Genomic DNA, 19,405 nt, shown 5'->3' on the forward strand with positions numbered 1-19,405 from the left:
ATTTTTCCTTTTTTTATGGTGGTAAGCGATTTTCCACCTGTCTTGATAAATTTGTTTTCGCAGGGATAAAAACTCCTTTCCCTCTGAATTTTTAATTTCCAACCATCCCTATTTGCGGAAGCGGCCAAACGCGAAAGACTACCTTGCCAACAATAAACTCATTTTCAATACAGCCTATGGAAGAAGAACGGCTGTCTACGGAAGTTGCACGGTGGTCACCCAGAACAAAAATCTTGCCGTCCGGCACCTGATAGGGAAATTGGATGTCACATTTCCCTTGGCTCTTTTCCTTTAGGTAAGGTTCGTTCAGAGCTTTGCCGTTTACCAGCACAGTGCCGTCCTTCTGAATAATGACCGTATCGCCTGCCTTCGCAATCACTCGTTTCAGCAGGATTTTGTTATTGTAATAAAATGCAACGATGTTTCCCTTTTGAAACTTTGCATTTTTGACTGCCACAACGATTTGGCCATTTTGCAGTGTTGGCTCCATACTTGTGCCTGTTACCTGCAGCACAGTCAGGACCAATGTTGCAATCAACACTGCGGCCGCCGCAACAGCCAGCAGTATGTAAATGGTACTGCGCAGTAGTTTATGATACCGGCTTTTGTGTTGTTCCCGCTGAAGTTCCTGCTTCAGTTGTATGGTTGTCGGCCGTGCTTTGGCTGGCTGCAGGTTTGTTTGTGTTGTTTTCTGCATGGATTTCTAATCTTCTGCCCTCCTTCTTTTGGAATGGTGCAGCTTTTCTTTCCGCTTGCTGGTTCAGCCCCCGGATATTTTCGAGATATTGGTCTGCGGCCTTCTGGGCCGCCTCAAAGACACCATTGAGCTGCAGTGACGCTTCCGCAATGGAACCGGCTTTCTGCAGATGAATTTCCCGGTCCTGCAACTTTTCCTGCAGGGCAGCGTTTTGCTGTTCCAGTCTCTCAATCTGCTTTCGCAGACTGGTATTTTCTTCGGACAAATCCACCAGCACTTCCAGCAGCTCTGTCCGCTTCATTTTTTTTAGTTCTTTATCCGTCATATTTTTTCCTCTGCCAACGGCCGCCCTGCTGAAAAGGGCCGCCCAAAATACAATCAATGTATTTTATATGAATCCCAAATATTTATAATACAAGCGATAAACTAGTCTGTCTTCCATTTGATTTTTGTCTATTCATTGTAATACAGGAACCGGCCTTTGTGGCAACACGTTTTACACAAAAGCATACACGTTTTACACATGTCTGGATGTGCTTCCACAAATCCCCTGATTTTTAGGAAAAATCTCCTGCGTTTTTATGAATTTCACTATAGTCACATTGTTTCGCAGAATAGTCGAAAAAAGTACGCAAAAAGGGACCCGATTTATCGGGTCCCTGAAAAAGCCTCTTGCCCGCCCCGCGGGTACTCACAAAGGCAGCAGCATACGAACAGTAAAAATTCCTTCTTCAGCCTCACAATCAAACGTAGCGTGGCTTTTCCTGGAAAATGCCTGTACACTGGCGCAGACCATAACCGTGTCCCTCTCCCCGCGTGGATTCTGGCAGACCAGTTTCGTGGGAAAATGTAACGGTCCCCGCATAGGAATTGGTGATTTCGAGGATTGTCTTATCTTTAGCTGGGTGCATCAGAACATGGACAAAACGCTTTTCCGGTTCTTTCACATTGGCAGCTGCATTAACGGCGTTTTCCAGCAAATTGAGCAAAACTGTCAAAAGTTCAAATTCATTTACCTGCAGCTGCTTTGGTACATCTGCCCGGCACTGAAACTGTACCTTCTTTTTCTCTGCGAATTCGGCAGCAGCGGTCAGCACACCGTTGACAGCTGTATTTTTGCAGTAGTTTGCAACAACCGTGTGGTCCAGCCGCTGTACATATTGCTGTAGCATCCCGCGTATTTTGTCCGTATCGCCGTTTTCTAAATAAGAAAAAACCAGGTTTGCGCTGTGGCGCATATCGTGGCGGAGAATAGCCATCTCTATTTTGGACTTTTTTTCATGTTCCACTTCTCGCTTTAACGCAGCCGCATAGGCCTCCAGCAACTCATTGTTATGTTTCAGTTTCTCGCTTTGCTTAACTGCAGAAACTAAATTAAAAACGAAGAAATAAGTAAATATCATCGCGGCGAGCATCAGTAAAATAGGGACACCTTTCTGCGGATACTTGTAAAAATTTGTAGGCCAAACCATCATGGTGCAGACTACCACATAATACAATGCCAGGGACAGGCAAATACCGCCCCAATGTATTCTACTGTCTTCTATGACAGAAAGATATTGCTTCCTGCAAAACAAAATGAGAAGGAGCAGGAACACAGCGTGCACTACAATCTGCACGGTAAAAGCAAAGGCAGCGCTGGTATAGTCGGGGTTCTTTCCGACAATACTTCCATAGTAATACAGCATGGAACACAGGACATTTCCAGGCAGCACATAACATGCCGCCATGATACCCGTCATTACCGCACGCCAATCGCGGTAAAGGCAGAGCAGCAGGACAAACAGCTGTAGGACCAAAATTTCCAGCAGGGTAGCCGGCAGAATCTGGTCCGGCAAAAAGCACTGGGCATAGTCTCCTGGACTGGTTACCAAAAAGCAAAGCAGCAAAAGCAGTATTGTTTTCGGCTTTGTATATCGCATGGGCAGAAAAAAATATAGAAATGTCAGCAGAAAGGCCATAGAAATACGGTACTGTATAAGCTGAAGCCATTCCATTAGAATTCCTCCCCATCATGTGCTAAAAACCGCAGGTATCTCCGGTTGACGTCGGCAAAGCGGTTGCGGCTGATGGGAATCTCCCGGTTATTGTCCAAAACTAGGCTGTCACGCTGCACGGTACGGATAAACCGCATGTTTACCCAAAAAGACTTGTGCGGCTTTAAAAAAGCCGGGTCACTGGAAAGCGGTGCAACCGCCCGATCAAAGCTGCCGCGGTTGCAGACACTGGAAATGGTCTGTCCATTGCTCAAGGTATATAATGCCGAGCGCGCCACATTTTCTACTACAATAATAGATTCCTTATCTACGCTTTCTTTTCCGTCACGACCGTTAATTAGGATGAAATGCGCCTTTTCTTTTTCCAGCAGCATACAAGCCATATCCAGCGCTGAAAAAAGCTCTTCTGGCGAAACAGGCTTCAGCAGATAACGCAGTGCCTGATTCTGATAGGCATCCAGCGCGAACTCTTCGGAAGAAGTTGTATAAATAATGGGGGCATTTTTTTGTACGCTGCGAATTTTCCTGCCCAGGCGGATGCCGCTGATGCTCGGCATTAGAATATCCACAACGTAAATATCATAAAGCGTATCGGATTGCAGTTGGGAATCCAGTTCCACTGCATCCGAAAATGCCGTGACTACACCTTCGCGTTCCGGGTGCTTTGAAAAATAGGCATTCGTCACTTTTACCAGTTGATTAAGGTCCCAACTGTCATTATCACATACCGCAATCCACAGCATTTTTCTCCTCCTTCTGCTTTATTTCCCTTCCATTCTATAATAAATTTCCCCTCGGTGCAAGGTCATCTGCATGAACGTGAAGCCGGCCGACATGATATTTGACAAAATATTGGCCTTTCGTTCACTCCTCGTACATATCCTTCCGGTACAGTAAAAAACGTATCAATGATGTTCCACAGAGCGACAAAAATCGCACTTCTGGAGTGGTACGATTATCTTTGCGCGCTGCGCGCATTTTACATTTTTCCTTTGCTGCCAGGAGTCCAAAGATGGACGGAATACCGACTTTGGACCACGGCAGACCAAACATTCCCCTTTGGGTTTTTATAAAAGCCGCGTCCCCGCTCCCTGCCGGAAGTCGGGGACATTTTTTGCCCCGCGTTGATATTTTCCCACTGCTGCCGTACACTTTGAAAAAGAGTTTTTTAGAACTTGTTCCGTTCATTGTGTGGCGGCTGAACGGCAAAATAAACAGATAAAAAAGACGGACAGGTCCGCAAGGTGCGGCATCTGTCCGTTTTTTATTCTTCGATTTTATTATGTACTATTCTGTCTGTACAAACTGTGCATTGTACAAACGGGCATAAAAGCCGCCTTTTTCCATAAGCGACTGATGTGTTCCCTGTTCCACAATGCGTCCGTCCTGCAGTACCAAAATAAGGTCCGCGCTGCGAATGGTAGAAAGCCGATGTGCAATAACAAAGCTAGTGCGTCCGCGCAGCAAATTCTGCATGGCGTCCTGCAGGCACTTTTCCAGCCGTGTGTCCACACTGGAAGTTGCTTCATCTAAAATAAGTATGGGCGGGTCCCTCAGCAGTGCCCGCGCAATGGTCAGCAGCTGCTTTTCACCCTGTGAAATGTTGCTGCCCTCCTCGTTCACCCGCATATCGTAGCCATTCGGCAGGGTACGGATAAAGTGGTGCACATTAGCGGCCTTTGCCGCCGAAACAACTTCATCCCGGCGGGCGTTCAATTTTCCATAGCGCAGGTTGTCCGCAACGCTGCCGGAAAACAGCCATGTATCCTGCAGCACCATGCCAAAAGCAGAACGCAGGTCATCCCGGCGGAAGGAACGGATATCCCGGCCATCCAGCAGAATGCGGCCGCTGCCTACATCGTAAAAACGCAGCAACAGGTTGATAAGTGTGGTTTTGCCTGCACCCGTAGGCCCAACAATGGCTACCATTTGCCCGGGCTGAGCCGTAAAGCTGAGGTCGTGAATGATTTCCCGCTCTCCATAACTAAAACTTACATGCTGAAACGATATTTGACCATGCACCTTTCCCAGTTCCGCCGGTGGGTCTGCCTCCGGAACCTCATTAGGCTGTGCCAAAAAGTCCGTTACACGGCCGGCCGCGGCAAAAGCTGACTGTATTTGTCCGGACATCTGTGAAATTCGTGAAAGCGGGTCATTCAGCTGCCAGATATAGTTGATAAACGCCTGCAGTGCACCCAGTGTCAGCCCACCGGCCAGCACATAATTGCAGCCGAGGGCCGCCGTGCTGCCGATTATCAAATATGTCACCAGCAAAATAAGTGGCGACATGGTAGAGGACAAAAACTGCGCACGGAACACATAGTGCTGCAGGTGATGGTTTACCTTGCGGAAATCCTGCTCCGCTGATTTTTGCTTATTGTATAATAATATTTCATGATACCCTGTGTATAATTCCGTTACACGGCCGTTTAGCTGTCCCACTGCGTCCTGCTGCTGGCGGAACTGTTTTTGGCTGCACCGGACAACCACCCAAGTAATCAGGAGTGCCAGCGGAATAATCAGCGTACCGACGGCCGCCATAACAGGCTGAATCCGGTACATCATGACCAGCGCCAGCGCCACGGACAATATCCCGCCGACAATGTCAAGCAGTGTCATTTGGCAGGCGTTGCTGATGGTATCCACATCGTTGGTAATACGGCTCAAAACATCGCCATAGGGGTGTTCATCGAAGTAGCTGACCGGCAGAGTATGGATTTTTTTCTGCAGGGCATCGCGCAGTGTCTGCATGGTGCCCTGTGTGGCATGTGTCACACTAATCATGGACAGCGCCCCGACAATCGTCTTGATGATAAAGATGATAACGAGTATTAAAATGATATGCAGTATCGCTTGATAGTGAATGCCTGCGCCGGAAATGTGCTTTGCCATGTCTGTCACGTCCGCGGCAAGCTGGGTCGTAATCCGGCCTTCCACTGACGGCATTATCGCCAAACAGACGCTTTGGGCAATGACCATCAGCGCACTCATCAAAAATCCCCATTTGTGAGGCGCAAAGTACGGCCGCAGCTGACTAAGAGTACTTTTCCCTTGTTTTTTCCGCTTTTTCATTCTGCATTGCCCCCTTCCCCAGCACTTTCCTGCAGCTCGGCTTCCGTCAACTGTGAGGCGGCAATCTCATAATAAATAGGGCAAGTACGCAGCAGCTGCTGATGTGTGCCCATGCCCACAACTTTGCCCTCATTCAGCACAACAATACAGTCTGCATCCAAAATAGTAGACACCCGCTGTGCCACAATGGCAACAATCGCGTTCTGGGTTTCACTGTGCAGTGCCCGGCGCAGATTTGCATCCGTGCGAAAATCCAGCGCAGAAAAAGAGTCATCAAACACATAAATCTGCGGTTGGCGCACAACAGCACGCGCAATGGAAAGCCGCTGACGCTGTCCGCCGGAGGTATTGACTGAGTTCTCCTCAATGGTTTCGTCAAAACCGCCCGGCTTTTCCATAATAAAATCATACGCCTGCGCGACTTTCGCCGCGTGCTCCACTTCTTCTTTGCTTGCATCCTCTTTTCCGAAACGGATATTGTCGGCAATGGTTCCATGAAACAGAAATGCTTTCTGCGGAATAAAGCCCATAGCGCCGCGCAGGGAGCTGAGACTGTACTCACGAATATCCGTGCCGTTTATCTGAATGCTGCCGCCGGTCACGTCATAAAAGCGGGGAATCAGGTTCACCAGCGTGCTCTTTCCGGAACCGGTACTGCCAACAAAGGCAATGGTCTGTCCCACCCGCACCGAAAAGGAAACATCCTGCAAAACCGGCTCGTCGCCGTCCGGATACACAAAGGTCACATGGTCAAAGGTGAGGTCCCGTACCGGCTTTTGCATCTGCAGGCCACCCACCGGGTCCCGCACCAGCGGAACAGTGTCCAGCACCTGCTGAATCCGGTGAGCACTGACGGCTGCACGCGGGTACATCATAAAGACAGTGCAGAACAGCATAGTGGACATCATGGCATGGAACAAATAAACCACAAATGCGGTCAGCTGGCCAATTTGCAGCTGGCCGATTCCCAAAAGCTGCGCGCCGCGCCAGTAGATGAGCACGCTTGCAATATTCATTATCAGAAAAAATGCCGGCTGTGTCAGCTGCATCAGCAGAAACATTTTTTTGGAGCAACTAGCGTACTGCTCATTTTCACCCGCAAAGCGTTTTTCCTCATATTTATCATTGGTAAAGGCACGCACTACACGAATGCCAGTCAAATTTTCACGAGTAATGCGGTTCATTCCATCCTGGGAATCCTGCTGTTTTTCGCTGATGGGCTTCGACAGCCGCGCAACAATGACCACGCCCAGCACAATAATTGGAATAGTCGCCGCCACAATCAGAGAAAGCTTCACTGACGCGTACAGAATCATAACATAACTGGCCACTAACATAACCGGCGTCATCAGTGCTGTACGCAAAAGCATATTCAAAAACATCTGCACCTGAAAGGCATCGTTGTTGGTCCGTGTAATCATAGAGGAAACGCCGAACTTGCCAAACTCGGTATCGGAAAAGCTTTGGGCCCGCGCAAATACGTCACTGCGCATATCCGCCGTCACATTGGAAGAAATGCGTGCGCAGCAGTACCCGAGCAAAATGATTCCTGTCACACCAATGAACGAAATGATAAGAATGGTCAGCCACATTTTATGAATATAGCCTGTATCATTTTTCATCACACCGCCGTCAATCATCTTTGCCATCAGTGTCGGTATTCCCAGCTCGGTCAGCGCAAAGCCGAAAACCGAGAGGAAGTCCAGCAAGCACCACCCTTTGTAGTGTCCGAGGTACTTAAAAATCAGTTTCATGGATTCTCTCCTTTTTCATGGGTCTTCTCTGCTGTATGCAGAACAAAAAAGACAGATGCAGGGAAGTCAGTCCCCCACATCTGTCGGCATTTTTTGCTGCGGCACGCTGCCTTTAGATACAATATTTCTGCATATACCTATCCATTTTTGGCAGAAGTGCATCATATTCGCCGTGCTTGCCCAGCCATTCGCGAATATCCCGCACGGTGACTAAGGAGTGCACCGTAATGCCGAACTCTTCCTGTACTTCCATAACTGCTGTTTTGCCGGGGTGCTGTCCCACTTCGCAGCGGTTAACGGAGATAAACATATCACTGCAGGAAACATCTGCCGCCGAGCGCAGCACAGGTATGGTTTCACGTACAGCAGTGCCCGCGGTAATGACGTCCTCAATAATAATGACGTGGTCGCCATCCTTCGGCTGATAGCCGACCAAACAACCGCCCTCGCCGTGGTCCTTTGCCTCTTTGCGGTTAAAGAAGTAGGGCTTGTCCTCTCCGTACTGGGTGTACAGTGCACCCGCGCAGGCAGTTACCAGTGGGATTCCCTTATAAGCCGGCCCAAACATCGCGTCAAAGCGGCAGCCGCTGTCATGTACCATACCGGCATAAAAACGGCCCAGCCCCGCCGCCTGTGCGCCGGTGCGGTAATTTCCGGTATTGACAAAGTACGGGGTATTGCGGCCGCTTTTGGTTACAAAGTCGCCAAAACGCAGTACATCTGCATCCATCATAAACCGGATAAACTGTTCTTTCTGCTCTGTCAGCATAAGTGCCCTCCTGCATTCCTGTATATCCCTGTATTTTTACTTATTATATTATTATACCTCTGCATTCGTCCGTTGGCAAGGGAACGCCACGGTCCTTTGCAGAATTTCCTATTTGTCCTGCAGAAAAGTTGACAGAGCCGTAAAAAGAGGCTACCATAGCCTTACCAGTCATTGATTTCTGCAGGCTGGCAGTGCTATTATTCATTTTCTTTGCGCCTGTCATCTGCTTTCCGCTGAAAGGACGTTCCTTATGAAAATTACAGACATTCGCACTTCCGAATTTTCGGTGCCGCTGCGCACGCCCTTTAAGACTGCCCTGCGCACTGTAAGCAAGATTCATGACGTATTGGTCACTGTCACTACGAACGACGGCCGCCGCGCCTTCGGTGAAGCACCACCCAGCGCGCCTATCACCGGCGAAACCATCGGCTCCATTCGCTGTGCCGTGGAGGATTTTATTCGTCCAGCACTGCTGGGACGTGACCTTGACGACTTTGATAACACCATGCAAGTCCTGCACACGGCACTGCTGCACAACACCAGTGCCAAAGCTGCCGTGGACATGGCGCTGTACGACCTGCGCGCACAAAAACTTGGTGTGCCACTGTATCGGCTGCTCGGCGGCAGCAAAAGTGAACTGGAAACTGACCTGACCATCAGCGTGAACCGCCCCGAACAAATGGCTGCCGACAGCCTGACTGCTGTGCAGCGCGGCTTCCATATTCTAAAAATCAAGGTAGGGCTGGAACCACAGCTGGACCTACAGCGTCTGACCTCCGTTCGCCGTGCGGTCGGTCCGGACATCACCATTCGTGTGGACGCAAATCAGGGCTGGACTCCGGCACAGGCTGTCCGCCTTATCCGCAGCATGGAAGACGCCGGTCTTGGTCTGGAACTAATCGAACAGCCCGTTCCCGCACAGGACATAGAAGGTATGGCCTTTGTGCGCCGAAATGTTTCCACCCCGCTGCTGGCAGACGAAAGCGTCTTTTCACCACGGGACGCCCTGGCGGTGCTGCAGGCAGGTGCAGCCGACTTTTTGAACCTGAAGCTGATGAAAACCGGCGGCATTTACGGCGCTTTGCAAATTTGCTCCCTCGCCGAAACCTTTGGTGTGCCCTGCATGGTGGGCTGTATGCTGGAAAGCAGCCTTGCCGTCAGCGCGGCCGCTCATCTGGCCGCGGGCAAACGCATTGTTACCCGTGTGGACTTAGACGGTCCCGGCTTGTGCAGCATCTGCCCCTACACCGGCGGCCCACAGTTTTTGGAAAACCACATTGTGATGAATGAAACGCCCGGTCTTGGCATTCAGCCGGATTGGATACCGCCGCTGTCATAAAGAGGTCAGCGCCGCACAAGGATCTGCAAAACCATACAAAAAAGCTGCCCGCGTTTGCAGGCAGCTCTTTTTATAGCAATTTTACAAGGCAGAATTACTTGTCGGCTTTTTCGTCGGCTTTCTTTTCTGCTTTATCGTCAGCCTTTGCTTCTGCTTTTTCAGCAGGCTTTTCCTCAGCCTTTGCGGCTGGTGCAGCTTCAGCGACGGGCTTTGCAGCGGTTTCCATCAGTTCGATAATTGCCATCGGGGCAGCATCGCCGCGGCGCGGCCCGATTTTTGTAATACGGGTATAACCGCCGTTGCGGTCCTGATACTGCGGAGCAATCTCGGTAAAGAGCTTGTTGGCAACATCTTCCTTGGTAATGAAGGCCATTACAAGGCGGCGGGTGTGCAGCGTGTCCTTCTTGGCGATTGTGATCATCTTCTCGGCCATGGCGCGAACGTCCTTGGCACGGGTGACGGTCGTTTCGATTCTGCCATTCTCTAAAAGAAAGGTCACCATTGCACGCAGCATTGCTGTACGGCTGTCCGTAGCTCTGCCGAGCTTTCTGGTTCCTGGCATCGAATGTCACTCCTTTAACCTATGGGATAGGGAATTATTCATCGTCCTTGCGCAGATTGTATCCAAGAGAAGCCATCTTCCAGATAACTTCTTCCAGTGACTTACGTCCAAGGTTGCGCACCTTCATCATGTCCTCTTCCGACTTATTGACAAGGTCGCCCACGGTGTTAATGCCGGCGCGCTTGAGGCAGTTGAAAGACCGGACAGAAAGGTCCAGCTCTTCAATGGTCATATCGAGGACCTTTTCCTTGTCCTTGTCGTCCTTTTCCACCATGATTTCTGCGTTGCTGCCTTTATCAGACAGATTGACAAACAGGTTGAGGTGCTCGGTGAGGAACTTTGCCGCCAAAGAGACGGCCTCCTGCGCGGTAATCACGCCGTTGGTCCAAACCTCCAGGGTCAGCTTGTCGTAGTCGATGCGCTGGCCCACACGGGCGTTTTCCACGTTAAAGTTCACCTTATACACCGGGGTGTAAATAGAGTCAACCGGAATAACGCCAATGACATTGGCAGCCATGTTCTGCTTGTTGCGGTCAGAGGGCACATACCCGCGGCCTTTGTCCAGCGTAATTTCCATGTAGAGCTTTGCGCCCTCGTCGAGGGTGGCGATGTGCAGTTCTGGGTTCAAAATCTCCACTTCGCTGTCACACTTAATGGAATCTGCTGTTACGTCGCAGGGGCCTTCCGCACAGATTTCAACGGTCTTGGGACCGTCGCAGTGCAGCTTTGCGGTAAGGTTCTTGATATTCAGAACCATTTCAGTGACGTCCTCTTTTACACCGGGAATGGTGGAAAACTCGTGTACCACACCGTCTATTTTAATAGAGGTAGGGGCCACGCCCGGCAAAGAGGAAAGCAGCACGCGCCGCAGGCTGTTGCCCAGGGTTGTACCAAAGCCGCGCTCCAGCGGCGACACCACGAACTTGCCGTAATTGCCGTCATCAGATACGTCTGCTATTTCAATTTTGGGCTTTTCTATCTCGATCATTAAGCAACCTCCTTAGACATACGGCAGAGCATTCTCCACCGCACTGTGTCATGTGCCTGCAGGGCATTATTTGGAGTACAACTCAACGATAAGCGTTTCATTGATATCAAAGTCAATGTCGCTTCTTTCGGGCATGGCAAGGACAGTGCCCTCCACCTTGTCATGGTTAATCTGCAGCCACTTCGGCACAGCAGTAGCAGCATTCTTCTCCAGAATGTCTTTTACATGCTGGGATGAGCGGCTCTTCTCCGCGATGGAGACAACATCGCCCACTTTAACAAGTGCGGAGCAGATGTCCAGGCGCTTGCCGTTTACAGTAATGTGGCCGTGGGTGACCATCTGGCGTGCCTCGCGGCGAGTGTTTGCAAAGCCCAGGCGGTAGACAACGTTGTCCAGGCGGCGCTCCAGCAGACGCAGCAGGTTTTCACCTGTCACACCGGTGGTGTTGGTTGCCATTTTGTAGTAATGGCGGAACTGTCTTTCCTGCACGCCGTAAATGAATTTTGCCTTCTGCTTTTCGTTCAGCTGGGTAGCATATTCACTCTGTTTGCGGCGGCCCTGCTTGGGGTTGCGGATTGAATTTTTATTGATGCCCATAACGGCGGGGCTGATGCCCAGTGTCTTGCACCGCTTCAGGACAGGCTGCATATTTCTGGCCATGTCTTATTCCTCCTTTATGATTCCGTTTTCATTAGACACGTCTTCTTTTGGGAGGACGGCATCCGTTGTGGGGAACAGGGGTCACGTCTTTAATCATGGTGACCTCCAGGCCTGCGTTCTGCAGCGCACGGATAGCGGCCTCGCGGCCGGAGCCCGGGCCCTTAACGTAAACGTCAACGGTCTTCATTCCGTGCTCTACAGCGCCTTTGGCAGCCGTTTCAGCAGCGGTCTGAGCGGCAAAGGGGGTGGACTTTCTGCTTCCGCGGAAGCCCAGCTCACCAGAGCTTGCCCAAGAAACAGCATTGCCCTGCATATCGGTAATGGTTACAATGGTGTTGTTAAATGTGGACTGGATATGCGCGGCACCGCGGTCGATATTTTTACGTTCGCGGCGGCGGCGCGTGGTAGCAGCCTTCTTGCCGGCTGCGCCTTTGTTTGCTGGCATTGGTGAAACCCTCCTTTACTTCTTCTTGTTAGCCATCGTCTTAACCGGACCCTTACAGGTTCTGGCGTTGGTCTTGGTACGCTGACCGTGTACCGGCAGACCCTTGCGATGACGGGTACCGCGGTAGCAGTTAATTTCTGTCAGCCGCTTAATGTCGAATGCCACGTCACGGCGCAGGTCGCCCTCTACGCGGCAGTGATGGTCAATATATTCTCTGAGCTTTGCGGCGTCGTCCTCGTTCATGTCGCGCACGCGCAGGTCAGGATTCACGCCGGTCGCGGCGCAGATATCCGTGGCGGTCTTGCGGCCGATACCAAAGATATAAGTCAAGGCGATCTCGACGCGTTTGTCTCTTGGCAAGTCAATACCTGCTATACGAGCCATATTGGTTGCACCTCCAAAATGATAATCGCGTCACTTAGCCCTGACGCTGTTTGTGCTTCGGGTTTTCACAGATCACCATGACTTTGCCCTTGCGCTTAATAATCTTGCACTTTTCGCACATTTTTTTAACAGAAGGTCTTACTTTCATGGGTGTACCCTCCTTGCAGAAAACTTCTTTAGATATTTACTTTATTTGGTACGCCACGTGATGCGGCCCTGGGTCAGGTCGTAGGGGGACATCTCTACGGTAACCTTGTCGCCGGGCAGGATGCGAATGAAATTCATACGCAGTTTGCCGGAGATATGGGCCAAAATCATGTGATGATTTTGCAGCTCTACCTTAAACATTGCATTGGGCAGGGCCTCTACTACGGTACCCTCGGTCTCTATAACGTCCTGCTTAGACATACTTACAAATCAGCCTCCTCTGGCGTGGAACTGCTCCTGCCGCAAAACGGCCGAAGAGCCGCCCGAAGCGCACGGTTGCTGTGCAGGGCTTCCTCCGGTAAAACCGTACGGGTAGGAAAAAGGTGAATCAGCTTTTTCTTTTTGGGCTTTTCCAGTGTGCGGCGGCGTCCGTCACACACCAGGGCATATGGCCCCATAAGGGAAAGCACCGCGCAAAAGCTGCCCTTGTCGTGGCCGGCAGCACTGCGGGCCACGGTGCCGCGCTTCATCTCCATGGCGGCCACCTCAGTCACCCTTGGTCAGAATGACCGGGCCGGATTCCGTAATGGCAACGGTGTGCTCAAAGTGAGCCGCCAACTTGCCGTCTTTAGTCAGAGTGGTCCAGCCGTCCGGCAAAGTCTTCACGTCATAGGTCCCCTGGCAAACCATGGGCTCTATGGCAATAACCATACCCGGCAGCAGGCGTACGCCCCGGCCGGGCGTGCCGTAGTTCGGAACACTGGGGTCTTCGTGCATCTTCGCGCCTACTCCGTGGCCGGTGTAGTTCCGTACCACCGAGTAACCGCGAGCTTCGACATACCGCTGAACCGCGCTGCCCACATCGCCGATGCGGTTACCGGGCTTTGCAGCCTCAATGCCTTGAAAAAGGCTTTCGCGGGTAGCGTCCATCAGGTCCTGGGCTTCTTTGCTGACCTTCCCGCAGGGGAAAGTCCAGGTATTGTCGCCCACAAAACCCTCATAGGTGGCGCACAAGTCAATGCTGACGATGTCGCCCTCCTTAAGAATCTTCTTTTTGCTTGGTATGCCATGGACAACCACGTCGTTTACAGAAATGCAGCAGGTCGCCGGAAAACCGCCGTATCCAAGGCAGCTGGGAACAGCTCCCTCGCCTACGATATAGTCATGGGCCGCCTTATCGATTTCCCAAGTGGAAACACCCGGCTTTACCAACGCGCCGGCTATCTGCAGCGCATTTTGTGCGATGCGACCGGCATGTTTCATGCAGGTAAGTTCCCGACTGGTTTTTAAAATGATCATACTTTACTTACGCCTCGATTGCTGCAAGTGTCAGGCGGGAGGTGTCGGCCACATCCTCCTGGCCTTCTACAATGACCAGCTTCCCCTGTTTGTCATAGTAATCTTTCAGGGGTTCGGTCTTTGTGTGATATTCCTTCAGCCGTGCTTTCACGGTATCCGGGTGGTCATCCGCGCGCTGAACAAGGGTGCCTCCGCAGGCGTCGCATTTGCCCTCTACCGTTGGCTTTTTGTACAGCATATGGTAGCTGACTCCGCAGTCTTCACAGACACGGCGTCCGGACATACGGGCGACAATGCGGTCATCAGAGACATGAATCTCAACAACCTTGTCTATCTGAACGCCCATTTTGTCCAGAGCCTCGGCCTGGGGGATAGTCCGCGGGAAGCCGTCCAGCACAAAACCGTTTTTGCAGTCCGGCCGTTTCAAACGGTCTTTGACAATGCCGATAACAACTTCATCCGGGACCAGGTCGCCTTTGTCCATATAGGATTTAGCAGCCAGCCCCATCTTTGTGCCGCTTTTCAGCGCTTCTCGAATAATATTGCCGGTTGAAATGGCAGGAATGTGCAGCTTGCTGCAGATGACTTCTGCCTGTGTACCTTTTCCAGCGCCCGGTGCGCCCAAAAGAATCAGATTCATGCTAAACTCCTTCTCAATCAAGGAAGCCCTTATAATGACGCATCATCATTTGGCTTTCCAGCTGTTTCACAGTCTCCAGTGCTACACCAACAAGGATGATGATAGAAGTACCGCCCATGGAGAGGTTATGCATCCCTGTGGCATTTGCGAAAACAATCGGCATCATGGCGATAATCGCGAGGAAAACAGAACCGACGAACGTGATTTTGGAAAGAACTTTACCAATAAAATCAGAAGTAGGCTTGCCGGGGCGAATACCCGGAATTGTACCATTGCTCTGGCGCAGATTGTTGGCCATTTCAATCGGGTTGTACTGAATTGCCGTGTAGAAATAACCAAATGCAACAATAAGAATCACATACAGAATGCAGTACACCCAGCCGGTGCTGGAAAATGCTGCAAAGAATCCGTTCCAGAAGCTGCCCAAGTCCTTGTTGTCCCCAATGAAAAACCGAATGGTCGTAGGGATAGACAGGATTGAGCTTGCGAAAATAATGGGCATAACGCCGCCAATGCCGACCTTAATCGGGATATGGCTCGCCTGGCCGCCGTACTGTTTGCGGCCAACAACCCGTTTTGCGTACTGCACCGGAATCCGGCGCTCCGCATCATTCATAAAGACAATAACCCACATCAGGGCCAGGAAGATAAGGCCCCACAGCGGAACAAGGAAGAAGTAGCGTCCGTTGGCGCTGCCGTCTGTCCATGCCATATTGAGGTATTTGCCCAGGTTGCCGATAATAACTGGCATACGGGCAACGATGCCGGCAAACAACAGAATGGAAATGCCGTTGCCCACACCTTTCTGGTTGATCTGTTCGCCCATCCACATCATCAGGGCCGTACCGGCCGTAAAGACAAGGATTATGACAAACGCAGTAAAGACGCCGGCACCGCCCTGTGTATATTTCACAATCGGCGTGCCGCCGTAGGAAGCATTCCGCAGGTAGAAGTAATAAGCAAGTCCCTGCAACAGGCCCAGCAGGACAGCTACCACGCGGGTAATCTGCCCCATTTTTTTACGGCCTGCCTCCCCGCCATCCTTCACCATGCGTTCCAGTGCAGGAATGGCTACGGCCAACAGCTGCATAATAATGGAGCTGTTGATGTAAGGCGTCACGCTCATTGCAAATAGCGTTGCATTGGAAAATGCACCGCCGGAGAACATATCCAGGTAACCCAGCGCAGTACTGTTAACAGCGGAGCTGTTCATAATGCCGCGCAAAGCAGTGGAGTTAAGGAAAGGCACCGGGATGACAGCGCCGAAGCGGAACACCACGATGACAAAAAGCGTGAACAGGATTTTCTTGCGCAAATCCGGAATGCCCCAGGCGTTCTTTATTGTTTTGAACAACTCAGATCACCTCGGCCTTCCCACCTGCAGATTCAATCTTTTCCTTTGCCGCGGCGGAGAAAGCGTTTGCCTTCACAGTCAGTTTTTTCGTCATTTTTCCGTTGCTGAGAATCTTAATGCCGTCCATAGCGGACTTAATGATGCCGTTGTCCAGCAGAGCCTGTGTGTCTACTGTAGCACCGTCCTCAAACTTCTTGTCCAATGTGCCGACATTGACCGCAACGATGGCCTTTGCAAAAATATTGTGAAAACCGCGCTTCGGCATACGGCGCTGCAGCGGCATCTGGCCGCCTTCAAACCCGGGGCGGATGCTGCCGCCGGAACGGGCCTTCTGGCCTTTCTGGCCTTTGCCGGAGGTTTTGCCCTGGCCGGAGCCGGCACCGCGGCCCAGACGCTTTGTGCTGCGTGTGGAACCTGGTACTGCTGTTAAGTCATTCAGTTTCATTTACTCGCACCTCCTTGCTGTTTAAGCGTTGGTTACCTCGATGAGGTGGGTGATCTTGTGCACCTTACCCTGTGTTGGGGTGTTATCTGGCTGCACGGTGGAGTCACCGATTTTACGCAGGCCCATGGACTGGGCCGTAGCGATCTGGTCTTTCTGTGCGCCAATCAGGCTCTTGACCAGCTTAATCTTTAACTGTGCCATGATGTTGCGCCCTCCTTACAGAATATCGCTGACAGCGCGGCCGCGCAGCGCAGCAACCTGCTCGGCTGTACGCAGACGGGACAGGCCGTCAATCGTTGCGCGCACCACATTGCACGGATTGTTGGAGCGCAGTGCCTTGGTACGGATGTCATGGATGCCTGCTGCCTCAATAACAGCACGCACCGGGCCGCCGGCGATAACGCCGGTACCAGGGGCAGCCGGTTTCATCAGGACACGGCCGGCACCGTAGGCACCGATAATCTCGTGCGGGATGGTGCTGCCGTGAGTAGCGACTTTAATGAGGTTTTTCTTAGCGTCCTCAATGCCCTTGCGGATAGCATCCGGAACTTCGCCGGATTTGCCAATACCGAAGCCAACTGTACCCTTGCCGTCGCCCACGACGACCAGTGCAGCAAACTTGAAGATACGGCCGCCTTTTACGGTTTTGGAAACGCGGTTAATAGTAACCACGTGCTCCTTAAACTCATCGTCTTCTTTGCGTCTTGAGTCGAATCTAGCCAATCGTTTCTCCTCCTTTATCAGAACTTGAGGCCGCCCTCGCGGGCGCCATCAGCCAGTTCCTTTACACGTCCGTGGAACAGATTGCCGCCGCGGTCAAACTTGACCTCTGTGATGCCTTTTTCCGCGGCACGCTCTGCGATCAGCTTACCAACCTTGCGTGCAGCCTCTTTGTTGCCGCCGTTACCATCGAACTCTTTGTCCAGAGTAGAAGCCGCGCACAGCGTGACCCCATTGATATCGTCAATGACCTGGGCGTAGATGTTTTTGGTAGAGCGAAACACATTCAGGCGGGGGCACTGTGCAGTGCCGGAAATCTTACCGCGCACACGGCGGTGGCGGCGCAGTCTGGCAGTGTTTTTGTCAGCCTTGTTCACCATATGATATTCACTCCTTCAGTTACTTCTTAGCGCCCTTGCCGGCTTTGCCTTCCTTATGGCGGACAAATTCGCCAACATAGCGGATACCTTTGCCCTTATACGGCTCCGGCGGACGTTTTTCGCGTACTTCTGCGGCAAACTGTCCAACCTGCTGCTTGTCAGGGCCAGAAATGGTAATCTGGTTTGCGGACGGGCAGTCAATGGTAATACCATCAACTTCCGGCACAATGACCTGATGAGAATATCCCAGGTTCATAACCATGTTCTTACCCTTTTTCTGGGCACGGTAACCAACACCGCGAATCTCCAACTCTTTTTTAAAGCCGGTTGTCACGCCGTCCACCATGTTCTGAATCAGGCTGCGGGTAAGGCCGTGCAGGGATTTGTTTGTCTTTGTGTCATCCGGGCGCGAAACGAGAATCTCGTTGCCCTCCACCGCGATTTTCATATTCGGGTGGAATGTTTTGGTCAAGGAGCCTTTCGGTCCCTTGACGGTCACTTCGCTTCCGTTGACTTTTACGTCAACGCCCGCGGGAATATTTATGGGTTTTCTTCCAATTCGAGACATATTTGCACCCCCTCTTTACCAGATAAACGCGAGCACTTCGCCGCCGATATTGGCACGGCGTGCTGCGCGGTCTGTCATAACGCCGTGGCTTGTAGAGATAATTGCCACGCCGAGGCCCTTCATCACGTGGGGCAGCTCTGCTGCGCTGGAATAGATGCGCAGGCCGGGCTTGCTGACACGCTTCAGGCCGGTAATGACCGATTTACGGTCTTCTGTATACTTCAGTTCTGCTTTAATGACGCCCTGTTTGCCGTCGACTGCAACGGTAAAGTTCTTAATATAGCCCTCATCCTTCAAAATCTGGCAGATGGACTTCTTCATATTGGAAGCCGGGATCTCCACAGTAGAATGCTTGGCTGTGCTTGCGTTGCGAATCCGGGTGAGCAGGTCTGCGATTGTATCTGTAATCTGCATTCCGTTACCTCCTTAGCTGCTTACCAGCTTGCCTTTTTTACGCCCGGAATCTCGCCCTTATAGGCAAGGTTGCGGAAGCAAATACGGCAGATACCGAACTTACGAAGGTAGCCGTGCGGCCGGCCGCAGATCTTGCAACGGTTATACTGCCGGGAAGAGTACTTCGCAGGGCGGCGCTGTTTTATTTTCATAGATGTTTTTGCCACAGGAAACCCTCCTTATTTCGCGAACGGGGCGCCCAGCTGAGCCAGCAGCTCGCGGGCTTCCTCGTCGTTCTTCGCGGTTGTGACAAAGCAGATGTCCATGCCGCGGACCTTATCGATCTTGTCGAACTCGATTTCCGGGAAAATCAGCTGTTCCTTCACGCCGAGGTTGTAGTTGCCGCGGCCATCGAAGGAGTTGGGGTTAATTCCGCGGAAGTCACGCACGCGGGGCAGGGCCACATTGAAGAAGCGGTCCATGAATTCGTACATACGGTTACCGCGCAGGGTAACCTTTACGCCGATTTTCATGCCGGCGCGCAGCTTAAAGTTAGCTACGCTCTTCTTTGCGGTGCACACTGCCGGGCGCTGACCGGTAATTGCCATAATGTCATTGATAATAGAATCGATGACCTTGGCATTTTCCTTGGCCTCACCTGCGCCGACGTTGATGACGATTTTGTCGAGCTTCGGGATCTGCATGACGCTCTTATAGGAAAACTTCTTCATCAGGGCAGGAGCGACCTCGCTCTTGTAGTAATCTTTCAGTCTAGCCAATGGTGTCTCCTCC

The 19,405-nt window shown here is 51.5% G+C and carries 26 protein-coding genes and 1 pseudogene; 1 reads left to right on the top strand and 26 read right to left on the bottom strand.

What is annotated here, in order from left to right; translation table 11 throughout:
* Positions 1-91: 91 nt before the first annotated feature.
* From lepB to pyrE, 7 genes are all read right to left on the bottom strand, one after another.
* A complete protein-coding gene (lepB, locus tag ACIHKT_RS08130; RefSeq protein ID WP_086036495.1) occupies positions 92-697 on the bottom strand; it encodes a signal peptidase I in 606 nt (201 codons plus the stop codon).
* The gene (locus tag ACIHKT_RS08135; protein ID WP_174192800.1) at positions 591-1,022 is read right to left on the bottom strand and encodes a hypothetical protein; all 432 of its coding nucleotides are present in this window, start codon (positions 1,020-1,022) and stop codon (positions 591-593) included. The genes lepB and ACIHKT_RS08135 overlap by 107 nt, the downstream gene beginning before the upstream one ends.
* A gap of 418 nt (positions 1,023-1,440) precedes the next feature.
* Positions 1,441-2,694: a GHKL domain-containing protein gene (locus ACIHKT_RS08140; protein WP_404352292.1), complete on the bottom strand. Its 1,254-nt coding sequence runs from the start codon at positions 2,692-2,694 to the stop codon at positions 1,441-1,443.
* Entirely contained in the window at positions 2,694-3,437 is a 744-nt protein-coding gene (locus ACIHKT_RS08145; RefSeq protein WP_086036498.1) for a LytR/AlgR family response regulator transcription factor, read from the bottom strand. The genes ACIHKT_RS08140 and ACIHKT_RS08145 overlap by 1 nt, the downstream gene beginning before the upstream one ends.
* Before the next feature lie 544 nt (positions 3,438-3,981).
* Entirely contained in the window at positions 3,982-5,766 is a 1,785-nt protein-coding gene (locus ACIHKT_RS08150; protein WP_086036500.1) for an ABC transporter ATP-binding protein, read from the bottom strand.
* The gene (locus tag ACIHKT_RS08155; RefSeq protein WP_086036501.1) at positions 5,763-7,520 is read right to left on the bottom strand and encodes an ABC transporter ATP-binding protein; all 1,758 of its coding nucleotides are present in this window, start codon (positions 7,518-7,520) and stop codon (positions 5,763-5,765) included. The genes ACIHKT_RS08150 and ACIHKT_RS08155 overlap by 4 nt, the downstream gene beginning before the upstream one ends.
* A gap of 112 nt (positions 7,521-7,632) precedes the next feature.
* Positions 7,633-8,289 (bottom strand): orotate phosphoribosyltransferase, encoded by a 657-nt coding sequence (gene pyrE / locus ACIHKT_RS08160; RefSeq protein WP_086036502.1) that lies wholly within the window; start codon positions 8,287-8,289, stop codon positions 7,633-7,635.
* A gap of 250 nt (positions 8,290-8,539) precedes the next feature.
* On the opposite strand from pyrE, the gene ACIHKT_RS08165 reads away from it, so the two are divergent.
* Positions 8,540-9,628: a dipeptide epimerase gene (locus tag ACIHKT_RS08165; protein WP_086036503.1), complete on the top strand. Its 1,089-nt coding sequence runs from the start codon at positions 8,540-8,542 to the stop codon at positions 9,626-9,628.
* A 223-nt stretch (positions 9,629-9,851) separates the two neighbouring features.
* Here the strand turns inward: ACIHKT_RS08165 and rplQ are convergent.
* The 19 genes and pseudogenes from rplQ to rplE all read right to left on the bottom strand — a co-directional run.
* Positions 9,852-10,190: pseudogene (rplQ, locus tag ACIHKT_RS08170) on the bottom strand (50S ribosomal protein L17); the annotation flags it as partial.
* A 34-nt stretch (positions 10,191-10,224) separates the two neighbouring features.
* Positions 10,225-11,178 (bottom strand): DNA-directed RNA polymerase subunit alpha, encoded by a 954-nt coding sequence (locus ACIHKT_RS08175; RefSeq protein WP_086036505.1) that lies wholly within the window; start codon positions 11,176-11,178, stop codon positions 10,225-10,227.
* A 66-nt stretch (positions 11,179-11,244) separates the two neighbouring features.
* A complete protein-coding gene (rpsD, locus tag ACIHKT_RS08180; protein WP_086036506.1) occupies positions 11,245-11,838 on the bottom strand; it encodes a 30S ribosomal protein S4 in 594 nt (197 codons plus the stop codon).
* 31 nt (positions 11,839-11,869) lie between these two features.
* The gene (gene rpsK, locus ACIHKT_RS08185) at positions 11,870-12,283 is read right to left on the bottom strand and encodes a 30S ribosomal protein S11 (protein WP_086036507.1); all 414 of its coding nucleotides are present in this window, start codon (positions 12,281-12,283) and stop codon (positions 11,870-11,872) included.
* Between the two features lie 15 nt (positions 12,284-12,298).
* Positions 12,299-12,667 (bottom strand): 30S ribosomal protein S13, encoded by a 369-nt coding sequence (gene rpsM, locus ACIHKT_RS08190; RefSeq protein ID WP_086036508.1) that lies wholly within the window; start codon positions 12,665-12,667, stop codon positions 12,299-12,301.
* A 34-nt stretch (positions 12,668-12,701) separates the two neighbouring features.
* Positions 12,702-12,815 carry a 50S ribosomal protein L36 gene (gene rpmJ, locus ACIHKT_RS08195; protein ID WP_004824776.1) on the bottom strand — a complete coding sequence of 38 codons (114 nt, stop codon included), beginning with the start codon at positions 12,813-12,815 and terminating at the stop codon, positions 12,702-12,704.
* 41 nt (positions 12,816-12,856) lie between these two features.
* A complete protein-coding gene (gene infA / locus ACIHKT_RS08200) occupies positions 12,857-13,075 on the bottom strand; it encodes a translation initiation factor IF-1 (protein WP_086036509.1) in 219 nt (72 codons plus the stop codon).
* Between the two features lie 2 nt (positions 13,076-13,077).
* Positions 13,078-13,350, bottom strand: coding sequence for a KOW domain-containing RNA-binding protein (locus ACIHKT_RS08205; protein WP_086036510.1), 273 nt, complete (start codon positions 13,348-13,350; stop codon positions 13,078-13,080).
* 10 nt (positions 13,351-13,360) lie between these two features.
* Positions 13,361-14,113: a type I methionyl aminopeptidase gene (gene map, locus ACIHKT_RS08210; protein WP_086036511.1), complete on the bottom strand. Its 753-nt coding sequence runs from the start codon at positions 14,111-14,113 to the stop codon at positions 13,361-13,363.
* A 7-nt stretch (positions 14,114-14,120) separates the two neighbouring features.
* On the bottom strand, positions 14,121-14,753 hold the full coding sequence (locus ACIHKT_RS08215) for an adenylate kinase (RefSeq protein WP_174403031.1): 633 nt from the start codon (positions 14,751-14,753) through the stop codon (positions 14,121-14,123).
* Positions 14,754-14,766: 13 nt separating this feature from the next.
* Complete coding sequence (gene secY, locus ACIHKT_RS08220; RefSeq protein WP_086036513.1) at positions 14,767-16,107, bottom strand: preprotein translocase subunit SecY; 1,341 nt, start codon at positions 16,105-16,107, stop codon at positions 14,767-14,769.
* 1 nt (position 16,108) lies between these two features.
* On the bottom strand, positions 16,109-16,552 hold the full coding sequence (gene rplO, locus ACIHKT_RS08225) for a 50S ribosomal protein L15 (RefSeq protein ID WP_086036514.1): 444 nt from the start codon (positions 16,550-16,552) through the stop codon (positions 16,109-16,111).
* 21 nt (positions 16,553-16,573) lie between these two features.
* A complete protein-coding gene (rpmD, locus tag ACIHKT_RS08230; protein WP_086036515.1) occupies positions 16,574-16,753 on the bottom strand; it encodes a 50S ribosomal protein L30 in 180 nt (59 codons plus the stop codon).
* Between the two features lie 15 nt (positions 16,754-16,768).
* On the bottom strand, positions 16,769-17,275 hold the full coding sequence (gene rpsE / locus ACIHKT_RS08235; protein WP_086036516.1) for a 30S ribosomal protein S5: 507 nt from the start codon (positions 17,273-17,275) through the stop codon (positions 16,769-16,771).
* Between the two features lie 17 nt (positions 17,276-17,292).
* Entirely contained in the window at positions 17,293-17,652 is a 360-nt protein-coding gene (gene rplR, locus ACIHKT_RS08240; RefSeq protein ID WP_086036517.1) for a 50S ribosomal protein L18, read from the bottom strand.
* 19 nt (positions 17,653-17,671) lie between these two features.
* Positions 17,672-18,220, bottom strand: a complete 549-nt coding sequence (gene rplF, locus ACIHKT_RS08245; protein ID WP_086036518.1) for a 50S ribosomal protein L6 — start codon at positions 18,218-18,220, stop codon at positions 17,672-17,674.
* Positions 18,221-18,235: 15 nt separating this feature from the next.
* Positions 18,236-18,634: a 30S ribosomal protein S8 gene (gene rpsH, locus ACIHKT_RS08250; protein ID WP_086036519.1), complete on the bottom strand. Its 399-nt coding sequence runs from the start codon at positions 18,632-18,634 to the stop codon at positions 18,236-18,238.
* Positions 18,635-18,654: 20 nt separating this feature from the next.
* Complete coding sequence (locus ACIHKT_RS08255; RefSeq protein ID WP_086036520.1) at positions 18,655-18,840, bottom strand: type Z 30S ribosomal protein S14; 186 nt, start codon at positions 18,838-18,840, stop codon at positions 18,655-18,657.
* 12 nt (positions 18,841-18,852) lie between these two features.
* On the bottom strand, positions 18,853-19,392 hold the full coding sequence (rplE, locus tag ACIHKT_RS08260) for a 50S ribosomal protein L5 (protein ID WP_086036521.1): 540 nt from the start codon (positions 19,390-19,392) through the stop codon (positions 18,853-18,855).
* Positions 19,393-19,405: the final 13 nt, after the last annotated feature.

This window comes from Caproicibacterium sp. XB2 (assembly GCF_044880635.1).
GTDB classification, from domain to species: Bacteria; Bacillota; Clostridia; order Oscillospirales; family Acutalibacteraceae; genus Caproicibacterium; species Caproicibacterium lactatifermentans.